Annotated in this window: 15 protein-coding genes; 2 read left to right on the plus strand and 13 right to left on the minus strand. The window is 31.7% G+C overall.

The window, feature by feature from the left end:
* Positions 1-41: 41 nt before the first annotated feature.
* The 3 genes from BK011_04685 to BK011_04695 are packed head-to-tail and all read right to left on the minus strand — an operon-like array spanning position 42 to position 4,035.
* Positions 42-1,334, minus strand: coding sequence for a 23S rRNA (uracil-5-)-methyltransferase RumA (locus tag BK011_04685; GenBank protein AUD65007.1), 1,293 nt, complete (start codon positions 1,332-1,334; stop codon positions 42-44).
* Positions 1,318-2,535, minus strand: a complete 1,218-nt coding sequence (locus BK011_04690; GenBank protein AUD65008.1) for an L-serine ammonia-lyase — start codon at positions 2,533-2,535, stop codon at positions 1,318-1,320. Before BK011_04690 ends, BK011_04685 begins: the two co-directional genes overlap by 17 nt.
* 9 nt (positions 2,536-2,544) lie before the next feature.
* Positions 2,545-4,035: a hypothetical protein gene (locus BK011_04695; GenBank protein ID AUD65009.1), complete on the minus strand. Its 1,491-nt coding sequence runs from the start codon at positions 4,033-4,035 to the stop codon at positions 2,545-2,547.
* Positions 4,036-4,310: 275 nt separating this feature from the next.
* On the opposite strand from BK011_04695, the gene BK011_04700 reads away from it, so the two are divergent.
* Positions 4,311-6,026 (plus strand): hypothetical protein, encoded by a 1,716-nt coding sequence (locus BK011_04700; protein ID AUD65010.1) that lies wholly within the window; start codon positions 4,311-4,313, stop codon positions 6,024-6,026.
* 100 nt (positions 6,027-6,126) lie between these two features.
* On the opposite strand, the gene BK011_04705 is transcribed toward BK011_04700, so the two are convergent.
* The 5 genes from BK011_04705 to BK011_04725 all read right to left on the minus strand — a co-directional run bounded on the left by BK011_04705 (position 6,127) and on the right by BK011_04725 (position 11,456).
* On the minus strand, positions 6,127-7,458 hold the full coding sequence (locus BK011_04705) for a magnesium transporter (GenBank protein AUD65011.1): 1,332 nt from the start codon (positions 7,456-7,458) through the stop codon (positions 6,127-6,129).
* Between the two features lies 1 nt (position 7,459).
* Positions 7,460-8,776 carry a magnesium transporter gene (locus BK011_04710; protein ID AUD65012.1) on the minus strand — a complete coding sequence of 439 codons (1,317 nt, stop codon included), beginning with the start codon at positions 8,774-8,776 and terminating at the stop codon, positions 7,460-7,462.
* Positions 8,777-8,799: 23 nt separating this feature from the next.
* The gene (locus BK011_04715) at positions 8,800-9,453 is read right to left on the minus strand and encodes a hypothetical protein (protein AUD65013.1); all 654 of its coding nucleotides are present in this window, start codon (positions 9,451-9,453) and stop codon (positions 8,800-8,802) included.
* Positions 9,454-9,466: 13 nt separating this feature from the next.
* Positions 9,467-10,291 carry a ZIP family metal transporter gene (locus tag BK011_04720; protein AUD65014.1) on the minus strand — a complete coding sequence of 275 codons (825 nt, stop codon included), beginning with the start codon at positions 10,289-10,291 and terminating at the stop codon, positions 9,467-9,469.
* Between the two features lie 124 nt (positions 10,292-10,415).
* On the minus strand, positions 10,416-11,456 hold the full coding sequence (locus BK011_04725) for a hypothetical protein (protein ID AUD65015.1): 1,041 nt from the start codon (positions 11,454-11,456) through the stop codon (positions 10,416-10,418).
* A gap of 275 nt (positions 11,457-11,731) precedes the next feature.
* On the opposite strand from BK011_04725, the gene BK011_04730 reads away from it, so the two are divergent.
* Positions 11,732-12,658 (plus strand): hypothetical protein, encoded by a 927-nt coding sequence (locus BK011_04730; protein AUD65016.1) that lies wholly within the window; start codon positions 11,732-11,734, stop codon positions 12,656-12,658.
* Between the two features lie 73 nt (positions 12,659-12,731).
* Here the strand turns inward: BK011_04730 and BK011_04735 are convergent, their stop codons facing one another.
* The 5 genes from BK011_04735 to BK011_04755 all read right to left on the minus strand — a co-directional run bounded on the left by BK011_04735 (position 12,732) and on the right by BK011_04755 (position 17,734).
* A complete protein-coding gene (locus BK011_04735) occupies positions 12,732-14,525 on the minus strand; it encodes an ABC transporter ATP-binding protein (GenBank protein AUD65017.1) in 1,794 nt (597 codons plus the stop codon).
* On the minus strand, positions 14,512-16,287 hold the full coding sequence (locus BK011_04740; GenBank protein AUD65018.1) for a hypothetical protein: 1,776 nt from the start codon (positions 16,285-16,287) through the stop codon (positions 14,512-14,514). Before BK011_04740 ends, BK011_04735 begins: the two co-directional genes overlap by 14 nt.
* Positions 16,288-16,377: 90 nt before the next feature.
* Positions 16,378-16,761, minus strand: a complete 384-nt coding sequence (locus tag BK011_04745) for a hypothetical protein (protein AUD65019.1) — start codon at positions 16,759-16,761, stop codon at positions 16,378-16,380.
* A 187-nt stretch (positions 16,762-16,948) separates the two neighbouring features.
* Positions 16,949-17,350 carry a hypothetical protein gene (locus BK011_04750; protein ID AUD66148.1) on the minus strand — a complete coding sequence of 134 codons (402 nt, stop codon included), beginning with the start codon at positions 17,348-17,350 and terminating at the stop codon, positions 16,949-16,951.
* Positions 17,351-17,380: 30 nt separating this feature from the next.
* Positions 17,381-17,734 carry a hypothetical protein gene (locus tag BK011_04755; GenBank protein ID AUD65020.1) on the minus strand — a complete coding sequence of 118 codons (354 nt, stop codon included), beginning with the start codon at positions 17,732-17,734 and terminating at the stop codon, positions 17,381-17,383.
* Positions 17,735-17,743: the final 9 nt, after the last annotated feature.

A 17,743-nucleotide genomic window follows, 5' to 3' on the forward strand; every position in this document is an offset into this window, starting at 1 on the left:
ATTATTTCTCCTTTACTATAATATACTAACAATCATCTTTTTTAAGTATTTAAAGTATTGACATGTTTTAGAACAACTAGAGTCTCAAGTGAAGTCGTTTGAGGAAACATTCTAATTGGATAAACTTGTTCAACAACATAATGCTTTGTTAGCATTAATAAATCTCTAGCTAGTGTCTTAACATCACATGATAGGTAATAAATGGTTTCGGGTTTTTTTTCAAGTATGTATGCTATAAAGCTAGGCATCAATCCATTTCTAGGTGGATCAACAATAACCTTATTAAACATTATATCTTGTGCAAATGATTCAGTCGTTTGATGATAGATTTCTACTTGGTCAAAGCGATACTTTTCTTTGATATTTAGAGCTAAATCAATGCTTTGTTTATTAGACTCAACCATCATCACTTTGTCAACCTTGTCTGCTATAAAATACCCAATTGAACCAATACCGCTATACGCATCCAAGACAATATCCTTCTCTGTTAAACCAGTTTTAATAACTTGATATGCCTTATGGATAACTGGCAAATTTATTTGAAAAAAAGATCTGTCATTAATGGGCATATCAATATTGTTTAATCGCTCCATAATGACATTTTCTTTATATAAAACTTCACTATATTTTCCTAAAATATGTTTTGGTGAGTCACTTATGTTTAAAGTAATGCCTACAACTTCAGACTCTTTTTTAAGTCTATCTATAATAAATTTTATGCCTTTAACACGCCGATGATTAGACACGAAAGTTACAAGTATCTGACCTTTTTGATTCGTTCTAAAAACAACATGCTTCAGTATATTTTTTTCTATATGAAATGCCTCGTCATGAATGATTTTAAGAAACTTATTGGTTACTTGATCAGACAAAATAAACGAATCAATTTCAACTAGTTGTTCTTTTGTTATATCATACAAACCTAACTTTAATACCTCATCATCCATCACGTGGAATACTGATTTATTTCGGTAATGAATATCTTTTTCATCACAAATAATTTCATTAACTCTTACATCAATCCCAGATATTTTTGATAATGTTTGTTTCGTAATATCTATTTGCCACTGCTTTTGGGCTTCACTACTTATATGATATAAATCAAGAGCATCTAAGATCACATGATCACGTACACGGTGTTTACTTTTTTCAATGATTTCTAGGACTTCAGCTTCGCAAAATTTTTTCTTGACTTTTGTGATTTTAAGTTTCGCGATTTCATCATAAATAAGTCTTGGCGCAAAGATAACATAACCATCTAATTTAATAACACCTTGTCCTTTAAAGTCAACATCTACGACTTTTCCAGTAATGATACTACCAACAGTTAACATCGTTATCATCCTCTTTGAAATATTTGGCAAGTCCACCTTTTGCTGTCTCTTTATATGACTCATGCATATCTAGTCCAGTTTGATACATAGTTTCAATAACAGTATCAAAACTAATTTTTCTTGAATCACTTAAAAAATAAGATAATCCACAAGCATCGATTGCCCTTAGTGCAGCCACTGCATTTCTTTCTATACAAGGTATTTGAACATATCCATTAACTGGATCACAAGTAAGTCCTAAATGATGCTCCATCGCAATTTCTGCAGCATACTCGACCTGATCAACACTTAGATTAAATAAGGTTGCATGAGCTGCAGCAGCCATTGAACAAGCACTTCCGATTTCTGCTTGACATCCAGCAACTGCACCACTAATCGATGCATTATATTTAATTAAGTTACCGATCAATCCTGCAACAGCAAGTGCCTTAATGATGCGTTTTTTTGTTAAAAACTTATGCTTTAACTGCATATAATATAGTACTGCGGGAACAACGCCACACGCACCACATGTAGGTGCAGTTACGATAATGCCCCCACTTGCATTTTCTTCACTTACTGCAAATGCAAAACTGCTAACTAATCTATTCTCAGTTATTTCAGGAACTTCATTGTCTTTTTGTCTATGATAAAGATCATATGCCTTTCTCTTCATTTTAAGTGGTCCAGGCAATGTACCTTTTGTCTTAATACCTCTTTCTACTGCTTCTTTCATAGCCTTCCAAGCATCTTCTAAGAAAATATTAATGTCTTCTCCTTCAACCATAACAACATACTCATAAAGAGACATTTGATGATCTCTACAGTATTTTTTGATTGCTTTAAATGTTTGATGTGGATAAATCATTGGTTCACGATCATCTTCACCAACAAATACAATACGTCCACCGCCAACACTATGAACTTCTTTTTCTACAACTATCTTTTGATCAAAGATGCCTTTAATAATCATCGTATTTGGATGTTTTTTAACATCAATAGACGTAGAAAAAGTCACCGATGATGGTGACAATGCATCTTTAATCGCTTCTTCAGTCAAATGCCCTTTACCTGTTAAAGCAAAAGAATTATACAAAATAATTTCATATGTTTCAACGTATGGATATTGTTCTTTGATGATTAAGCATGCTTTTGCAGGACCCATGGTATGTGAACTAGAAGGACCATATCCTACTTGGTATAAAGAGCGAATAGATAACATGATTTTTCCTTATTTCGTGAATTTCTTAATTAAATAGTCTACATAGTAAGAAGGTTTGAAATCTTCTTTAGTCGCAATCAACATGATTTCTTTTGGTGTTTTAGACATACCAAATTGATGAACATGTTCTTTTAACCAGTCATTGATCAAATTGATTTGATTATTCAATATGGCTTCTTCAACATTAATTTCTTTGTTCATTGCTTGATAAATTTGTGCTGCATAGGCAGAACCTAAAGCATACGTAGGGAAGTATCCAAATGATCCAAATGACCAGTGAATATCTTGTAATACACCTTCTTTATCATTGCTTGGTTTTTTACCAACATATTTACTCATAAGTCCGTTCCAACGTTTTGGAAGATCTTTAACTTTTAGTTTACCTGATATGAGTTGTTTTTCAATTTCATAGCGAACAAGAACATGAAGAGCATATGTTAACTCATCTGCCTCAATTCTTATTAATGATCTTTCGGCACGATTGATAAAGTGATAAAACTCTTCAAGTGTGATATTCTTTAATTCTTTAGGGAATATTTCTACTAGTTTTGGATAATGAATCTTCCAAAAAGCATAACTTCTACCAATCATATTTTCATACATTCTTGATTCTGATTCATGAATACCTAAACTTGTTCCACCATGTAGCATGGTATCATCATATTTAGGATCATTTTGTAGTTCATAAATGGCATGACCCATTTCATGAATGGTTGAGAAAATGCTTGATGCTAAATTGTCCTCATGATATCTAGTTGTTATTCTTGTGTCAACACTGCTTACACCTGATGTAAAAGGATGTGCACTTTCTTTTAAAACACCTTTAGAACGATCGTAATGGAAAACATCCATTAAGTACTCAGAAAATTCTTCTTGTCCACGTTTGTGGAATATACCCTTAGTAAGTTTTCTAGAGAATCGTTGTTTATTTTTTGTGACTTCTAATACAAATGGGGCTAGATCCTCTTTTACAGTATTAAAAAATGCATCATATTCTTTAACACCAAATCCTTCTTCATACATATCAAGCAAAACGTCATAACCTTTAAGTTCATCAGTTTCTAAATATTTAACTAATTTTTGATTGAATGCAACGATTTTTTCTAATGTTGGTCTATACATCTCAAAATCATTTTTTTCTTTGGCTTCAGCCCATATATGTGGACCTTCTTGAGTTAATAAACCATACGCAAGATATTCATCTTTAGGCACTTTTTTAATCATTCTGAGTTCTTTATATGCATGCTTAATCTCTACTTTAAAGTCATGATCTTCTAATTGATCAAGATTTTCATGTAGTTTTTCGATTGCATCCATATAATCTGGGTTAGACTCGATAGTATATAATTCTTCTTGAATGACAGAAAACTGTTTAGCACTATATGCTAAAGATGCTTTTGGAGCTTCAGTTTCTCTGTCCCAACTCATTAGCCACATCATGTAACTATAAGCTTTGATTTTTTTTCTTGTTTCTTCATAAATCTTAATATAATTTTCCATCGTTTTTACCTTCTTTCTAGTGTTTATTATAACATAATAAAATCTTGTTTTTTATAAAAACATCATGGCCCGAGTTTTATAGTTTAGTTTCACAAACCTAGCACTAAACAACATTAATACAACAAGTTTACTACAAATACAACAGCACCTAAATGGCTATAAATAGTGATTTAGGTGCTTTTAAGTATAAAACAAACTATAAAAAAGCAAATAGTCAAAATAATTGTAGTAAATCGTAGTAATTTATGATATGATGAATATAGGAGTTGATTCTTATGTTTATAAAAAAGGTAAAGATAAAAACAAATAATACACATTCTCTATATTTGGTTGAGAGTTACCGTGATCAAAACGGTAAACCAAAGCACCGAACAATAAAGAGTTACGGTATTTTAGAAGAGTTAGAAAAAGACAACCCAAACATTTTAGAAGAACTAAGATTAGAAGCGAAGAAACTGAGTTTAGAGAAAGAAGAACAACTTTTTCAAGAAATGACAATTGATTTCTCCAAAGAACAATCAAACTCGTTGCTGAACTACGGATATGTATTCTTAGAGAGAATTTACAACAAGATAGGGATATCGAAGTTTATGAAGGCATACCAAGAAACTACAAGAGTAAAATACGACTTAGATGACATATTGAAGTTACTTGTGTTTTCTAGATGTCTTAATCCAGGAAGTAAGAAGAAAACATATGAGAATAAAGGGAATTACTTCTTTGATTTAAGTGATTTCAAGATGGAAGACATCTATAAATCACTTGATTATTTAGCATTAATTAAAGATGATTTAACATATTGCATGCATCAAGGAATCAGTAAGGAATACGGACGTGATTGTACATTAGTATTCTATGATGTGACTAACTATTACTTTGAAAGTGAAGAGATGATAGGTTTAAGACAAAAAGGAGTATCCAAAGAAAATAAAAAAACAGGAATAGTACAAATGGGGTTATTTATAGATAGAGATGGAATCCCAATAACCTATGAGTTGTTTCCAGGATGTACAAATGATTTAAGTACAATGCAACCAATCTTAACGAAAATAAAAAAACAATACAACTTAGGTAAAATTACCATTGTCGGAGACAAAGGTAACAACAGTGGAAAAAACCTTAGTTATATTGATCAAAAGAAAGATAAGTATATTATTTCCCAAAAGATACGAATGCGTGGAAGCAAAATGGCAGATATCATATTAGATCCTGAAGGATATATAGAAAACCAAGCTGGTACGTTCAAATATAAAACAGTCAAAAGAATCCGTACTGTAGACACTGGTGAAGTAGATAAAGATAATAAAAAGATCAAACATGAATTAACAGAACATCTATTGTGTTTTTGGAGTTTAAAGGAAGAAAGATACCAACACGCTAAACGTGGCATTCTAGATGAAAAGATAGAAAAGTTTATTGATGACCCATCATTACTTAACGCATCAAACTCATTCGGTGTAAAGAAATACTTTAAAAAGACAGTATATGATAAAGATACTGGAGAAATAGTAAAAGCTAAGAATCATTATGAATTTAATGAAGAAAAGTACAAAAGAGATATCGCATTGGATGGATATTACGCAATCGTAACAAACGATTTAGAGTTAACACCATTCGATATCATTGATAAGTATAGAAATTTATCCGTAATTGAAGATTCATTTAGAGTCACTAAAAGCGACTTGGAAGGAAGACCAGTTTATGTATGGACAGACGAGCACATAAAAGGCCATTTCTTAACTTGTTTCATCTCATTAACACTTTATCGTTTATTACAGCTAGAAACTGGAAACAAGTATTCAGTAAATAAACTTAAAGACGCTTTAAATAGCGCACAAATACTTCAAATGTCAAATGGAATATTACATTTGAATAAAGTGAATCATGAAATCCTAGAATTATCATATAAATATGGAGTAGATTTCTCTAAGCAGTTCTACAAATCCGAAACTATTAAAAGAGAATTTACTACTTTACTACAAAACACTTAAATCAAAAAAGAGACTAACTTCCACTAATCAAGCGGAGATTGTCTCTTTTACTCTTTTCAAACTATAAAACTCGGGTTATAACATAATAAAATCTTGTTTTTTATAAAAACATCATGGTTGCTATACCAAAATATAGCACAAGCGCAATGATATCGTTAAAAGTTGTCATTATTGGTCCAGAAGCTGATGCTGGATCAATATTTAATTTATGTAGGGTCATAGGAACTAAAGCTCCCATCGTTGATGATATACTCATTGCTAAAAAGATTGCTAACCCAACGACTTGTGCAATACTTTGTGGACTTGTCACAGAACTACTTATGATACTTAATAATGTGTAAACAAAAACATATGCAATAACTGCTAAGATAGTACTATTAAAGACACCAACTGATATTTCTTTTATAATATGTTTCTTATGTTTGTTCTCGAAATCATCTTCATGAATACCTAGAATAGTTACAGCTAAAGACTGAGTTCCAATATTACCTGCCATACCCAAAATCATTGGTTGAAACAATACTAAAGCTGTTACAGCTTCAAGGGTTGCTTCAAAGGTGGATAGTATCGTTATGGTAACTAAATTTAACAAAACAGCTATGAGTAACCATGGTAGTCTTTGTTTACTTCTTTGAATAGAAGTTAATGCTGTTGTATGCTCATTAATAAGGGCCAATTTTTGATAATCTTCTTCATAGTCTTCTATCAATTCATCAAAGATATCATCAGCAGTAATGATACCAATCACATGATGATTGTGATCCAGTACTGGAATTGCATTTTTATCATAATCTTGAACCATATCAATGGCTTTTTCGATAGAGTCATCTTCAAAAATGAAAATGTCTTCATCTTCCATGATATCTTTTACTAATTGGCCTGATCTAGCGATTATCAGGTCTTTGATATTGATAGTTCCTACCCATTGATCATTATCATTTGTAACATATATGTGATCGATGTAATCCTGATCTTTTGATGTTGTAACAATCTTGCTGGTTGCATCTTTAACGCTCATGTTTTGATCAACAATCATAAAATCAGTAGACATGATTGACGCTGCATGATCATCTTGATAAGTCAATAAAAGTTCTATGGTTTTCGCTTTAATTTTATTTAGATACTTCAAATATTGTTTTTGAGTTACCTCATCTAGATCTTCTAAAAACTCTTTTAAATCATCACTTTCTAAGCTGGTTATTAATTTTTTAGTTTTTGCTTGAGTCAAATAATTGATGAGATCTAGTTGATTTTCATTTTCTAATTCAACAAACATATCAGCAAGTTTCTCATCTTTAATAAGTGCAATCATTCTCTTCTTCTCTATATCCTCTAAAGAAGGGTACAATACTGCTAAATCATAACCATGAATGGCATCGAACATTTTATCGAGTAAAGCGTCGCTGTGCTTAAAATTAATCTTTTTTGCCATCTTAAACACCTCCTAAAAGGAGGGTTGCTAAACCAAAATATAACGATATAGCAGATATATCAATAAGCGTTGTGATAAAAGGTCCACTTGCAACAGCAGGATCTATTCTTAAGAGTTTTAGTATTAAAGGTACACTCACTGCAATGACTGGTGCAAGCAGCACTGTAAGCCATAAAGATAGTCCAACAACCAATGCTATACTGAAAGGACTTGTCACTAAAGACTGATTGAGTGTCGTAAAAACAAGAGTAATTAAAAATGCTACAATACCAATAATCAAGCCGTTAATCATCCCTGTAACTATTTCTCTATATGAATTATGCTTGATGCCTTCTTCATTCTTAGATAACATTCTTAAAGTAACAGCTAGTGTTTGTGTGGCAACATTACCTGCTGAACCAGAAATGAGGGGTTGAAATATCACAAGTATAGCTACAGTTGCAATAATCTCTTCGAAAAGTGAAGTTACAAGTGAAATCGGAATAGATATTGCGAGTAACATCAGTAACCACGGCATTCTATGTAGAGCTGTCTTAATAATGCCTGTTTCTAATGTTTCTGGAAGGGCAGCTAACATCTCAAAATCTTCTTTTGCTTCTTCTTCATATATATCTAATGCATCATCTAGTGTAACTATACCTAAAAGACGTAAGTCTTCGTCGACAACGGGCATTTCATAAATCGCATAGTTTCTAATTTTAGAAATTGTTTCGATAATTAAGTCTTTATCAAAAACATAAGGATGTTCTTCATATATATCTTTAACTGTTAAAGGTGTTTTTGCTTTTAACAATTTTTTAAGATCAACAACCCCTTTAAAGCGACCTTCTTCATCCACGACAAAAAGCGTAGAAATTGTTTCGACATCCGGTGCTTCTTTGATCACTTTTTTAGTGGCTTTTTTCACATCCATAGATATATCTAACTTAACAACAAGACTCGTCATTGCTGATCCAGTTTGATCTTCATCATATTGAATCAGTGATAGAACATCACTTTCTTTATCTAATGTTTGTATAAGCGCTTCTTGGTCTTGTTCTGCAAGTTCTAAAATCACATCTGCAGCATCATCCGGATCCATGAAATCAATCAAATGCTTTTGTTTAGCAATATCAAAAGCAGTAAGAATTTGAGCACCTATATCAGGATCTAAATAAGAGACCAGTTCAGCTAATTTTTCGTTTGAAATAACTTCGTAAAGTTTTTCTTTTTCTTCATCATCTAACTCCAAAAAAGACTGTGCTAAGTCGTATCCATGAATATCTTCTAAGTATACTTGTATTTGCTTTTTATTTTCATTTAAAATATCCTTTAACATCTTAGTCACACTCCTTTAATTGATTAATTATTACCAAATAGCATTTTGGCGGTTTTTAACGAAATTGTTTTTTGTTTTTGATGATGTTCAACTTTAATAATCTCATTAAACTCATCTTTTTCTAATATGATCAATTGATCATTTAATTTTATCTTTTCTTCATTTAGATAGACTAATAATGCTTTTAAATCTAATACACGAGTTAAGGTGAAAACATCACCTACTCTACATTCAGATAAACTAAAGTTAGATGCTTTTTTGATGTCACCTTGTTTGTTTGGAATTGGATTTCCATGTTGACAAAAGTCAGGCTTTCCAATGAACTCATATAGTAAATCTAAAACTCTTGAACTTGTCGCATGCTCTAGATTTTCAGCATCTTCATGTACATCTTCCCAAGAAAGACCTAACTTATCTGTAAGAAAGACTTCCCAAATCCGATGTGCACGAATCATTCTAATAGCTTCTTTTTTTCCTTTACTTGTCAATTGTATGCCTTTATAAGGTATAAAATTAACTAATTTTTTTTGGTTTAGCTTTTTAATCATTTCATTGACCGATTGATCCGTATAGCCAAAATAATCAGATATTTCATTTGTCTTTATCATGGGTGTATCATTTTGTATGGTCAACTCATATATCGCTTTAATATAATCTTCTTCAGCTCTATTTAACATCATATTCACCTCTTTATCCTAATGCAACATCTAGCATCATCATAATGATAAAACCAATCATAACTCCAAAAGTAGCATAATGTGCGCCTTTAGGCGTTTGTTTTTGTTGTGCTTCTGGAATTAACTCTTCAACAACTACATAAATCATAGCTCCAGCAGCAAACGCAAGTGCATATGGCAATACTTGACTAACAGAAATCACAAGTAAAGCACCCAAAACACCTGCAACAGGTTCTACAAGTCCTGAAGCTTGACCAAGAAGAAATGCTTTATTTCTTGATACACCTTCTTGTCTAAGTGGAATAGAGACTGCAGCGCCTTCAGGAAAGTTTTGAATACCAATACCGACAGCCAAACCAATTGCTGATAGCGTAGCAACCATTGGGTCACCAGTTTGATATTGGACAGCTCCAAATGCAACACCGACAGCCAAACCTTCAGGGATATTATGTAGAGTAATAGAGAAAACAAGTAAGACATTTCTTTTTAACTTTGTAGGCAAGCCTTCCTTATCATGATTCATGCCAAAGTGCATATGGGGAATAGTCTTATCTGCAATATAGAGAAATAAACCTCCAAGAGCGAATCCAACAGCAACAACAAGCCAAGAAATTGCACCTTGCTCATTTGCCATATCAATCGCTGGTGAAAGCAAAGACCAAAAACTTGCTGCAATCATTACACCTGAAGCAAATCCTAACATTAGGTTAAAAATATTTCTGTTTATGGTTTTGAAAAAATAGACAAGTGATGCTCCAAGTGCTGTAAGTCCCCATGTAAATAACGTTCCGATTAAAGCTTGCACTGCTGGGTGCAACGACATAAACCAATCTAACATATTAATCCCCTTTTCTAATCAATGCTTTTTAAGGTATACCTTAATTCTATTTTCAGTATATCATAGCACTTATTAAAAAGCAATGAGACAAAAAAATAAAGCACCTAACGTGCTTCATTTTTCTTTATTTTAAGACTTGCGGAATATCTATTTCTTCACCTAATAACGATGACTCCATCGCCATTTCCATGACTAAGATAACCGATAATGCTAACTTTTTGTCTTCATCTTCTATTGGCTTATTGAAAATATCTTTTGAAAGAATATTATAAAACTTGTAATGTTGACCCTTCAATACATCGATATGTTCAGGTTTAGAAGGATCTTCAATAAAATCACTTCTTACTGATTTTTCTTGATATAGTTGATTTGGTATAAAATCAACTGTATCAGGTACATCAAATCCATATTTAACATAACTTGCTTTAGTCCCTACTAGTTTTTGTCTTGGTTTTGGAGTTCTATCCAACATTTCAGCTCCTAAATAACATCTAGGTCCATTTTCATAATAAAGCACCATTTCGAAATGGTCATCAACGCTAGAGCCCTTTCTATCACAGAACAATTTATTATAAACTTTTTTTGGTAAACCAAATAGAGAAATAGCATGATGAACAAGATGCGGTGCTAGATCATAAAAATTCCCAGCCATATCCACTTTTTTGAATCTCCAGTTCGATCCTATTTCTGGACGATATTGATCAAACCTACTTTCATAAGATACAATATCACCAAAGTCCTTTTCTTTAATTAATTGATGCAGTGTTAATATATCTCCATCATATTTTCTATTATGAAAAACTCTTAGAATCAAACCTTTTTCATCAGCAAGATCATATAACTCTTTTGCAAGTTCATAAGTTTCAACAAATGGTTTTTCACAAACTACATGTTTGCCCATTTGAAGAGCATCTTTCGTATAACTGTAATGAACTGCATTAGAAGTTGCAATAACAATTAAGTCTATTTCCTTATCATTTAGAATCTCTTCATAAGTTGTAACAATTTGAGCTAGTGGATAATCTTTTTTTAATTGCGCTTGATGATGTTCACTTCTTGTCATCACTAGCTTGATATGATACTTTTCGTTATATTTTAATGGTGGCAAATGGAATGTCGATCCAGAAAATCCATAACCAACAATCGCAGTTACTATTTTTTTCATATATACTTCACCCTCTTTCTTTCATTATAACACTAATCTATTTAAAAAAAAGCTGACGTTTGGTGCATAGTGTTGTTAAATTTTTCTGATAAATCATTAACAAGGGCGAATATTAAACTTTTTATTTTGAGTGGAATTTTCCAAAACTAAAATGTTATAATGAACGTGCCAAACAAATAAACTAAGGAACCGCAAAAGCGAGTATTTTACCCTGGTTTGTTTGGCGACTTTCCTTAGTTGGGTGAAATACTCGCTTTTGTGGTCTAAGGAGTATTATGCCCAAGTTCAAAATATGTTCACTTTGTGGTACAGTTAATTCTACAATCAAGCATGGTCGTACTAAGAATGGTAAACCGAGATTTAAGTGTAAATCTTGTATGGGAACTTTTATACAAGACGAATCTACAACAAGTTACTTAAATAATAGTGATTACATCTTCAAAAGATTTATTGGATTTATGATTGATGATGTAACTTTAGAAGTAATCGCAAGAAACCTAAGCATTGATATAAAGACAGCTTTATATTATCGATACCTTATCTTCGAATCTTTAAGAGATTACCAAGATGAGGTATTTTTGAATGGAACTATTCTAGTAGATGAGACTTTCGTCAGAATAAGTGATAAAAGATATAAACTGGTTAGACGTGATGGTAAGGGGATTAGAGGGATTTCATTTAATCATCTTTGCGTGATTACTTTGATAAGTTTAGAAGGAATAACTATAGCTAAAGTGTCATCAAGAGGAAACGCTTCACCAAAAAAGTTTATTGATTTATGTACAAAAAACATTGGAGAAGTGACTAAATTTATCCATGATGGATCGGTAATACAGAAACAATTTATGCGTCAATTTAGTGTCCCTAATTATGATGCACGCAGAGAATGTGATGGAAAATACAATACACTTTTAGTAGATTCATTACATAGCAATATAAAAAGATACTTATTCAAGCACGCAGGATATCGTCTAAAAAATCTACAACATTACATGAATTTTTTCGTTTATAGATATAATCATACGCCTAAATCAAAACACATTAACAGTCGTCAAATTATTGAAAGCAGGAATTCTATGATTGATGATTTATACAGAAGAGTTAAAAAGATAAAAAAGAGAATCACTTATAGAAATTTCCAAAGTGATCCTGGAATTACGGATGTACTAGAATCAGTGAGTAGTGATTATTATGAAAAATAACAACACTATGCACCAAACGTCAGAAAAAAAAGAGAAGCCTAAGCCTCTCAATAAAATCTATCTATTACAACATTTACTGTTTTGATTTATGTTCATCGTCATATTGCAGACGATAAAGGTTATAATAAAGTCCTTTTTGTTTTAATAATTCTTGATGGCTACCCTCTTCTTTAATCTCGCCCTTTTGCATCACAATGATCTTATCACTATGCTGTATTGTAGATAGTCTATGAGCAACGATTAACATCGTTGAGATATTCATCATTTTCTCTAAAGATTCTTGAATAAGTTCTTCAGTTTCGCTATCAATATTTGCTGTTGCTTCATCTAAAATCATTAAACTTGGTTTATATACTAATGCTCTTGCAAAAGAGATAAGTTGTCTTTGTCCGCTAGAGAAGTTATTTCCTCTTTCTAGTACAACATGACCATAGTTATCTGGGAGTTTGTCAATGAATGTATTTGCACCAACATACTCACTTGCTGAAACTACTTCTTGATCACTTATTGAATCATCTTTTAAAGTAATGTTATCTTTAATTGTTCCACTAAATAAGAATACATCTTGCAACATTTGACCGATATGCTTTCTTAAACTTGAGCGTTTGATTCTCTTAATGTCAATACCATCAATTAAAATTTGACCCTTTTGAATTTCATAATTTCTTACAATTAAACTTAAAATCGTTGTTTTACCTGAGCCAGTTGCACCAACAAATGCTACTGTATCTCCAGGATTCACCTTAAAGCTGACACCTTTTAATACCCATTCATCTTCAATGTACTTAAACCATACATCTTTAAACTCGATATTTCCGCTAAATGACTCTAACTCAATAGCATCATCTTCATCTACAATCATAGGTTTTGTATCTAATACATCAAATATTTTTTCTGCACTTGCAAAAGCATTTTGTAAGATATTAAACTCTTCAGCAAGTTGTTGTACTGGTTGGAAAAAATCTCCCACATATGTATAATAACTAAATAATATACCTGCCGTGATTACACCAGCAACAACCTCTTGATAACCTACATAAAGTACAATTAACGTCCCAATCATGGACATTAAATAGATCGATGGTCTATAGATACCAAATACCAATATCTCTCTTAAATAACTCTTCTTCAAATTTGTTGTTTTATGAAAGAATTCATCCTTCTTTTTTTCTTCTTGGTTGAATATTTGAGTGATTTTCATACCAGATAAGTTTTCTGATAAGAATGCATTTACCTCAGATACATTTGCTCGAACTTTCCTATAAGAAGCTCTAGAAAATTTTCTAAATAAAACAGATGCTCCAACAACAAACGGTAAGATCATAATGATAAATAATGTAATTCTTAGGTTAATCGTAAATAGAATAACTAAGATCGCCATAATATAAATAATATTCTTTATTAAGTTAACAGCGACACTTGTATACATTTCGCTAATTGTATTTGTGTCATTTGCAACTCTTGTTACTAGTTTTCCTACTGGAACTTCATTAATTTGTCCAATAGCGAGTTTCTCAATATGATTAAATACATCATTTCTAAGTTCAACTACAGTTTGTTGTCCAACACGTTGCAGCATAATAGACTGATAATAATTTACGACATTACCTAAAATGAGTGCACATATAAATCCAACACCCATAAAAATGATTCGGTAAAGCTTCTCATCTTGGGATAATACATCACTTGCAACTGTGTCTACGGTAAAACCGATTAAAAACGGTGGCAACAATTGAATACCTATACCAACAAACATCATAATAACAATAATGATAAACTGCTTTTTATAAGGCAGCATATATCTTATTAAGCGTCTTAAAACCTCTTTGTCACTACGTTCGCGAGTGTTATCTTTAAAGTCCTTCATCGGTGCTACCTCCTTGAACTAAGTTTTCAAGTTGTTGACGTCTAACCATATCTTGATATAAAGTTGATGTCTTTAATAACTCATTATGTGAGCCTACTGCAACAACTTTTCCATCATCAAGCAAGATGATTTTATCCATGCGTTTCACGGTTGAAATACGATGCGCAATAAAAATCGTTGTTCTGCCTTTTCTAACACGATGAAGATTACTGATAATCGCTTCTTCAGTCTTTGTGTCTACTGCAGATACTGAATCATCTAGAATCAATATTTCTGGATTTTTTGCTAAAGCTCTAGCGATGGATATTCTTTGTTTTTGTCCACCTGATACTGTTACACCACGCTCACCTAATACTGTGTTAAATTTTTCTTTAAACTCCATGATATTATCATAAACATCTGACAGTCTTGCAGCTTCTTCAATTTTCTTTTCATCAATGTCTTGATATGCGAAACCTATATTTGAGTAGATTGTTTCTGAAAACAAGAAATTATCTTGTGGCACATAACCAATCGTTTCTCTAACCGTATGAATAGGGAGTTTCATGATATCATGACCATCAATAAATACTTGATTTTCATTTAAATTGTAGATTCTTAAAAATAGATCTACAAGAGAACTTTTACCAGAACCTGTACGGCCTAAAATGCCCACCATTTCGCCTGCTTTAATATCAAAAGAAACACCATTTAATACTGGAACATCTCCATCAGGATATTGAAAGGTAAGATTCTTAACTTGAAGACTACCTTTTAAGTCAGATACATTTCTAATTATATCTTCGCCATCTTTGATTTCTATTTCACGATTCAAGAATGCTTCAATTCTTTCAGCACTTGCTTTAGCTTGAGATTGGATTTGAATAAATCTTGATAAAGCCATTGTTGGCCAAATTAATGTGAAGAAATAACTAATATATTCTGTTAATTGACCTGCAGTTAATCCAAATGAATCTCTATAAATAACCAATACACTACCATAGACTATAATCGTTAAAATAACAACGTTAAGTGCTACAGAAATAATAATGTTTACGAAAACCATGTATTTCACAAATCCCATATGTTTATTGTAAAGTTCATCATTTCTTTGCTTAAATAACAAATACTCTTTAGCTTCTCTAACAAATGCTTTGATGACAGTGATTCCCGAAAAGTTTTCTTGTGTAAAATCCGATAACTCTTCAAAAGCTTTTTGTCTAAGTTTGAACTTAACACTCATGCTTTTTCTAATAAAAACCATAACCGCTGTCAGTAACACCATAGGTATAGCTGCAATGATTGTCAATCTACCATTTAAATTCGCCATACGATAAATCGCAAAACCACCTAAGAATAACCCATCAACTAACATCAATAATCCCGGTCCAAAAGCCATACGTATCGCTTGAAGGTCGTTAATAAAGTAACTCATTAACCCCCCAACTTTTTCATTTGCATAAAAGCTTTGAGAAAGATTTGTTGCGTGTCTAAACATAACATTTTGCAATTGATACTCAATACGTCTTGAAGCTCCAAAAATTGTATATCTCCACAAAAATCTACCTAACGCTATAATCCCTGCTAGTAATGCAATGCGTTTAATACCATCTAAGATCATATTTTCATCGATATTTACTTCATATAAATTATCGATAATAGCCCCAATGATTTTTGGTATTTCAAGTTGATACCAATCAACTGCAATTAATACAAAAACGCCCGTCAAAAAAAATAGGGCATATTTTAAATAATATTTTCTAAAATGTTTGCCGAATAACATAATGATCTCCTTGTTGTCTTCTTGATACTATTATATAATATTTTCCACGCTGTTTAAATAATACAGCGTGGAAAACTTATATTTCTTAAATTATTCAACAATAATTTTAATAATATCGCCATCAGAAGACTCAACATTTACTAGTTCACCATCTACACCTTGACTAATCATCTCAATGATAGCATCAATATCAATGTCTGTATCTCCAATTTTTGATTTGAATTTCGCTGATTTCAATAGTTTTGAAAACTCAACTGGAATTTGAACTCTAACTTTATCTCCATCATTAGAATCTACCAAAATTTTTAACATCTTAAATGGAGCTTTTTTTGCAGTTACTACTTCTTGCCCAAAATTTCTATCTGATTGATCCATCGCAGTTAATAATTTCTCTGCTTCATCTGAACTAATTGTTCCTTTTGCTAGTAAATCTAAAACTTTCATTCTTTCTTCTTTTAATTGATCTCTTGACATTTCTTTCACCTCTATAGATTTTTTATTTTTTTATTTTATTAAATGTGTACATGATACATCATGACATAGTGTATATCTTCAATTGTATATTTCTTATCTTTATTTCTATTTGATTCACGAAAACTTTTTCTAATTTTTACATCTTCATTATCAATAGTTTCAAATACTTGACGCATAGCTCTTCACCTTACTTTCCTTTTTTGAGCAACTCCATCGCCTCTAAAACTGATAATTCTTTGTTTGCTATTTTTTCTAAAATACTTGCTTTAGAAGCTTTAGGCTCTTGCTTTTCTTTATTTACCTCTTCATCTTCTAATTCATTATCTAGAGAATATCCTAAGCCAACAATGACGTCATCTAACATTTTCTTAACTGTTGGATAACTGATGTTCAACTCTTTTTCAATCGCTTTGATGTTTCCTCTATTTTTAACAAATACTTCTATAAAATATAGTTTTTCTGTTTCTAGATAATTGAATTTTGATAATGTGAAGTTTCCTTCTATCACTGTGTCACAGTGATCACATACAAGTTTAGTTACCTTTAAATCATGCTTACATACTGGACAAGCTGACATAACTGGGTTCATTTTGATTCTTTGATTCATATCGATTCTCCTTTATATTGTCTTAATCAAGATTTTTGTTTGATCTTTTGCAATGACTTTAACGAATGTTCCTTTGATTGCGGCTAAGTCAATTACTTCTTTCATTGAGATCGGAAATTGATCACTAACTGGCTGATTCATTCTTCCTCTTAGGAATAACTTCACTAACCCTATTGGAATGGGTAATGCAAACAATACATTGATGAAGTATGTTGCGCCCTTACTATCTGGTATGTTAATTCTAAATTTAATAAATCTCGCTTTTCTTGCTTTAGCTTGTTTTGTTTTAGGATATAACATTTGATATGCATCATTCGATGATACTTCATTTTTAGATAGTTTATTTAAAACTTCATTTTTTGTCAATTTTTCGCC

The organism is Tenericutes bacterium MZ-XQ (genome assembly GCA_002838205.1).
In the GTDB taxonomy this organism is placed as follows: domain Bacteria; phylum Bacillota_I; class Bacilli_A; order Acholeplasmatales; family Acholeplasmataceae; genus Mariniplasma.

Coding starts and splice junctions, on each gene's coding strand:
- BK011_04705 (AUD65011.1), bottom strand. CDS start 7,458: ATGGCAAAAAAGATTAATTTTAAGCACAGCGACGCTTTACTCGATAAA.
- BK011_04685 (AUD65007.1), bottom strand. CDS start 1,334: ATGTTAACTGTTGGTAGTATCATTACTGGAAAAGTCGTAGATGTTGAC.
- BK011_04715 (AUD65013.1), bottom strand. CDS start 9,453: ATGTTAAATAGAGCTGAAGAAGATTATATTAAAGCGATATATGAGTTG.
- BK011_04745 (AUD65019.1), bottom strand. CDS start 16,761: ATGTCAAGAGATCAATTAAAAGAAGAAAGAATGAAAGTTTTAGATTTA.
- BK011_04690 (AUD65008.1), bottom strand. CDS start 2,535: ATGTTATCTATTCGCTCTTTATACCAAGTAGGATATGGTCCTTCTAGT.
- BK011_04695 (AUD65009.1), bottom strand. CDS start 4,035: ATGGAAAATTATATTAAGATTTATGAAGAAACAAGAAAAAAAATCAAA.
- BK011_04720 (AUD65014.1), bottom strand. CDS start 10,291: ATGTTAGATTGGTTTATGTCGTTGCACCCAGCAGTGCAAGCTTTAATC.
- BK011_04735 (AUD65017.1), bottom strand. CDS start 14,525: ATGAAGGACTTTAAAGATAACACTCGCGAACGTAGTGACAAAGAGGTT.
- BK011_04700 (AUD65010.1), top strand. CDS start 4,311: ATGTTTATAAAAAAGGTAAAGATAAAAACAAATAATACACATTCTCTA.
- BK011_04740 (AUD65018.1), bottom strand. CDS start 16,287: ATGTTATTCGGCAAACATTTTAGAAAATATTATTTAAAATATGCCCTA.
- BK011_04730 (AUD65016.1), top strand. CDS start 11,732: ATGCCCAAGTTCAAAATATGTTCACTTTGTGGTACAGTTAATTCTACA.
- BK011_04750 (AUD66148.1), bottom strand. CDS start 17,350: ATGAACCCAGTTATGTCAGCTTGTCCAGTATGTAAGCATGATTTAAAG.
- BK011_04710 (AUD65012.1), bottom strand. CDS start 8,776: ATGTTAAAGGATATTTTAAATGAAAATAAAAAGCAAATACAAGTATAC.
- BK011_04725 (AUD65015.1), bottom strand. CDS start 11,456: ATGAAAAAAATAGTAACTGCGATTGTTGGTTATGGATTTTCTGGATCG.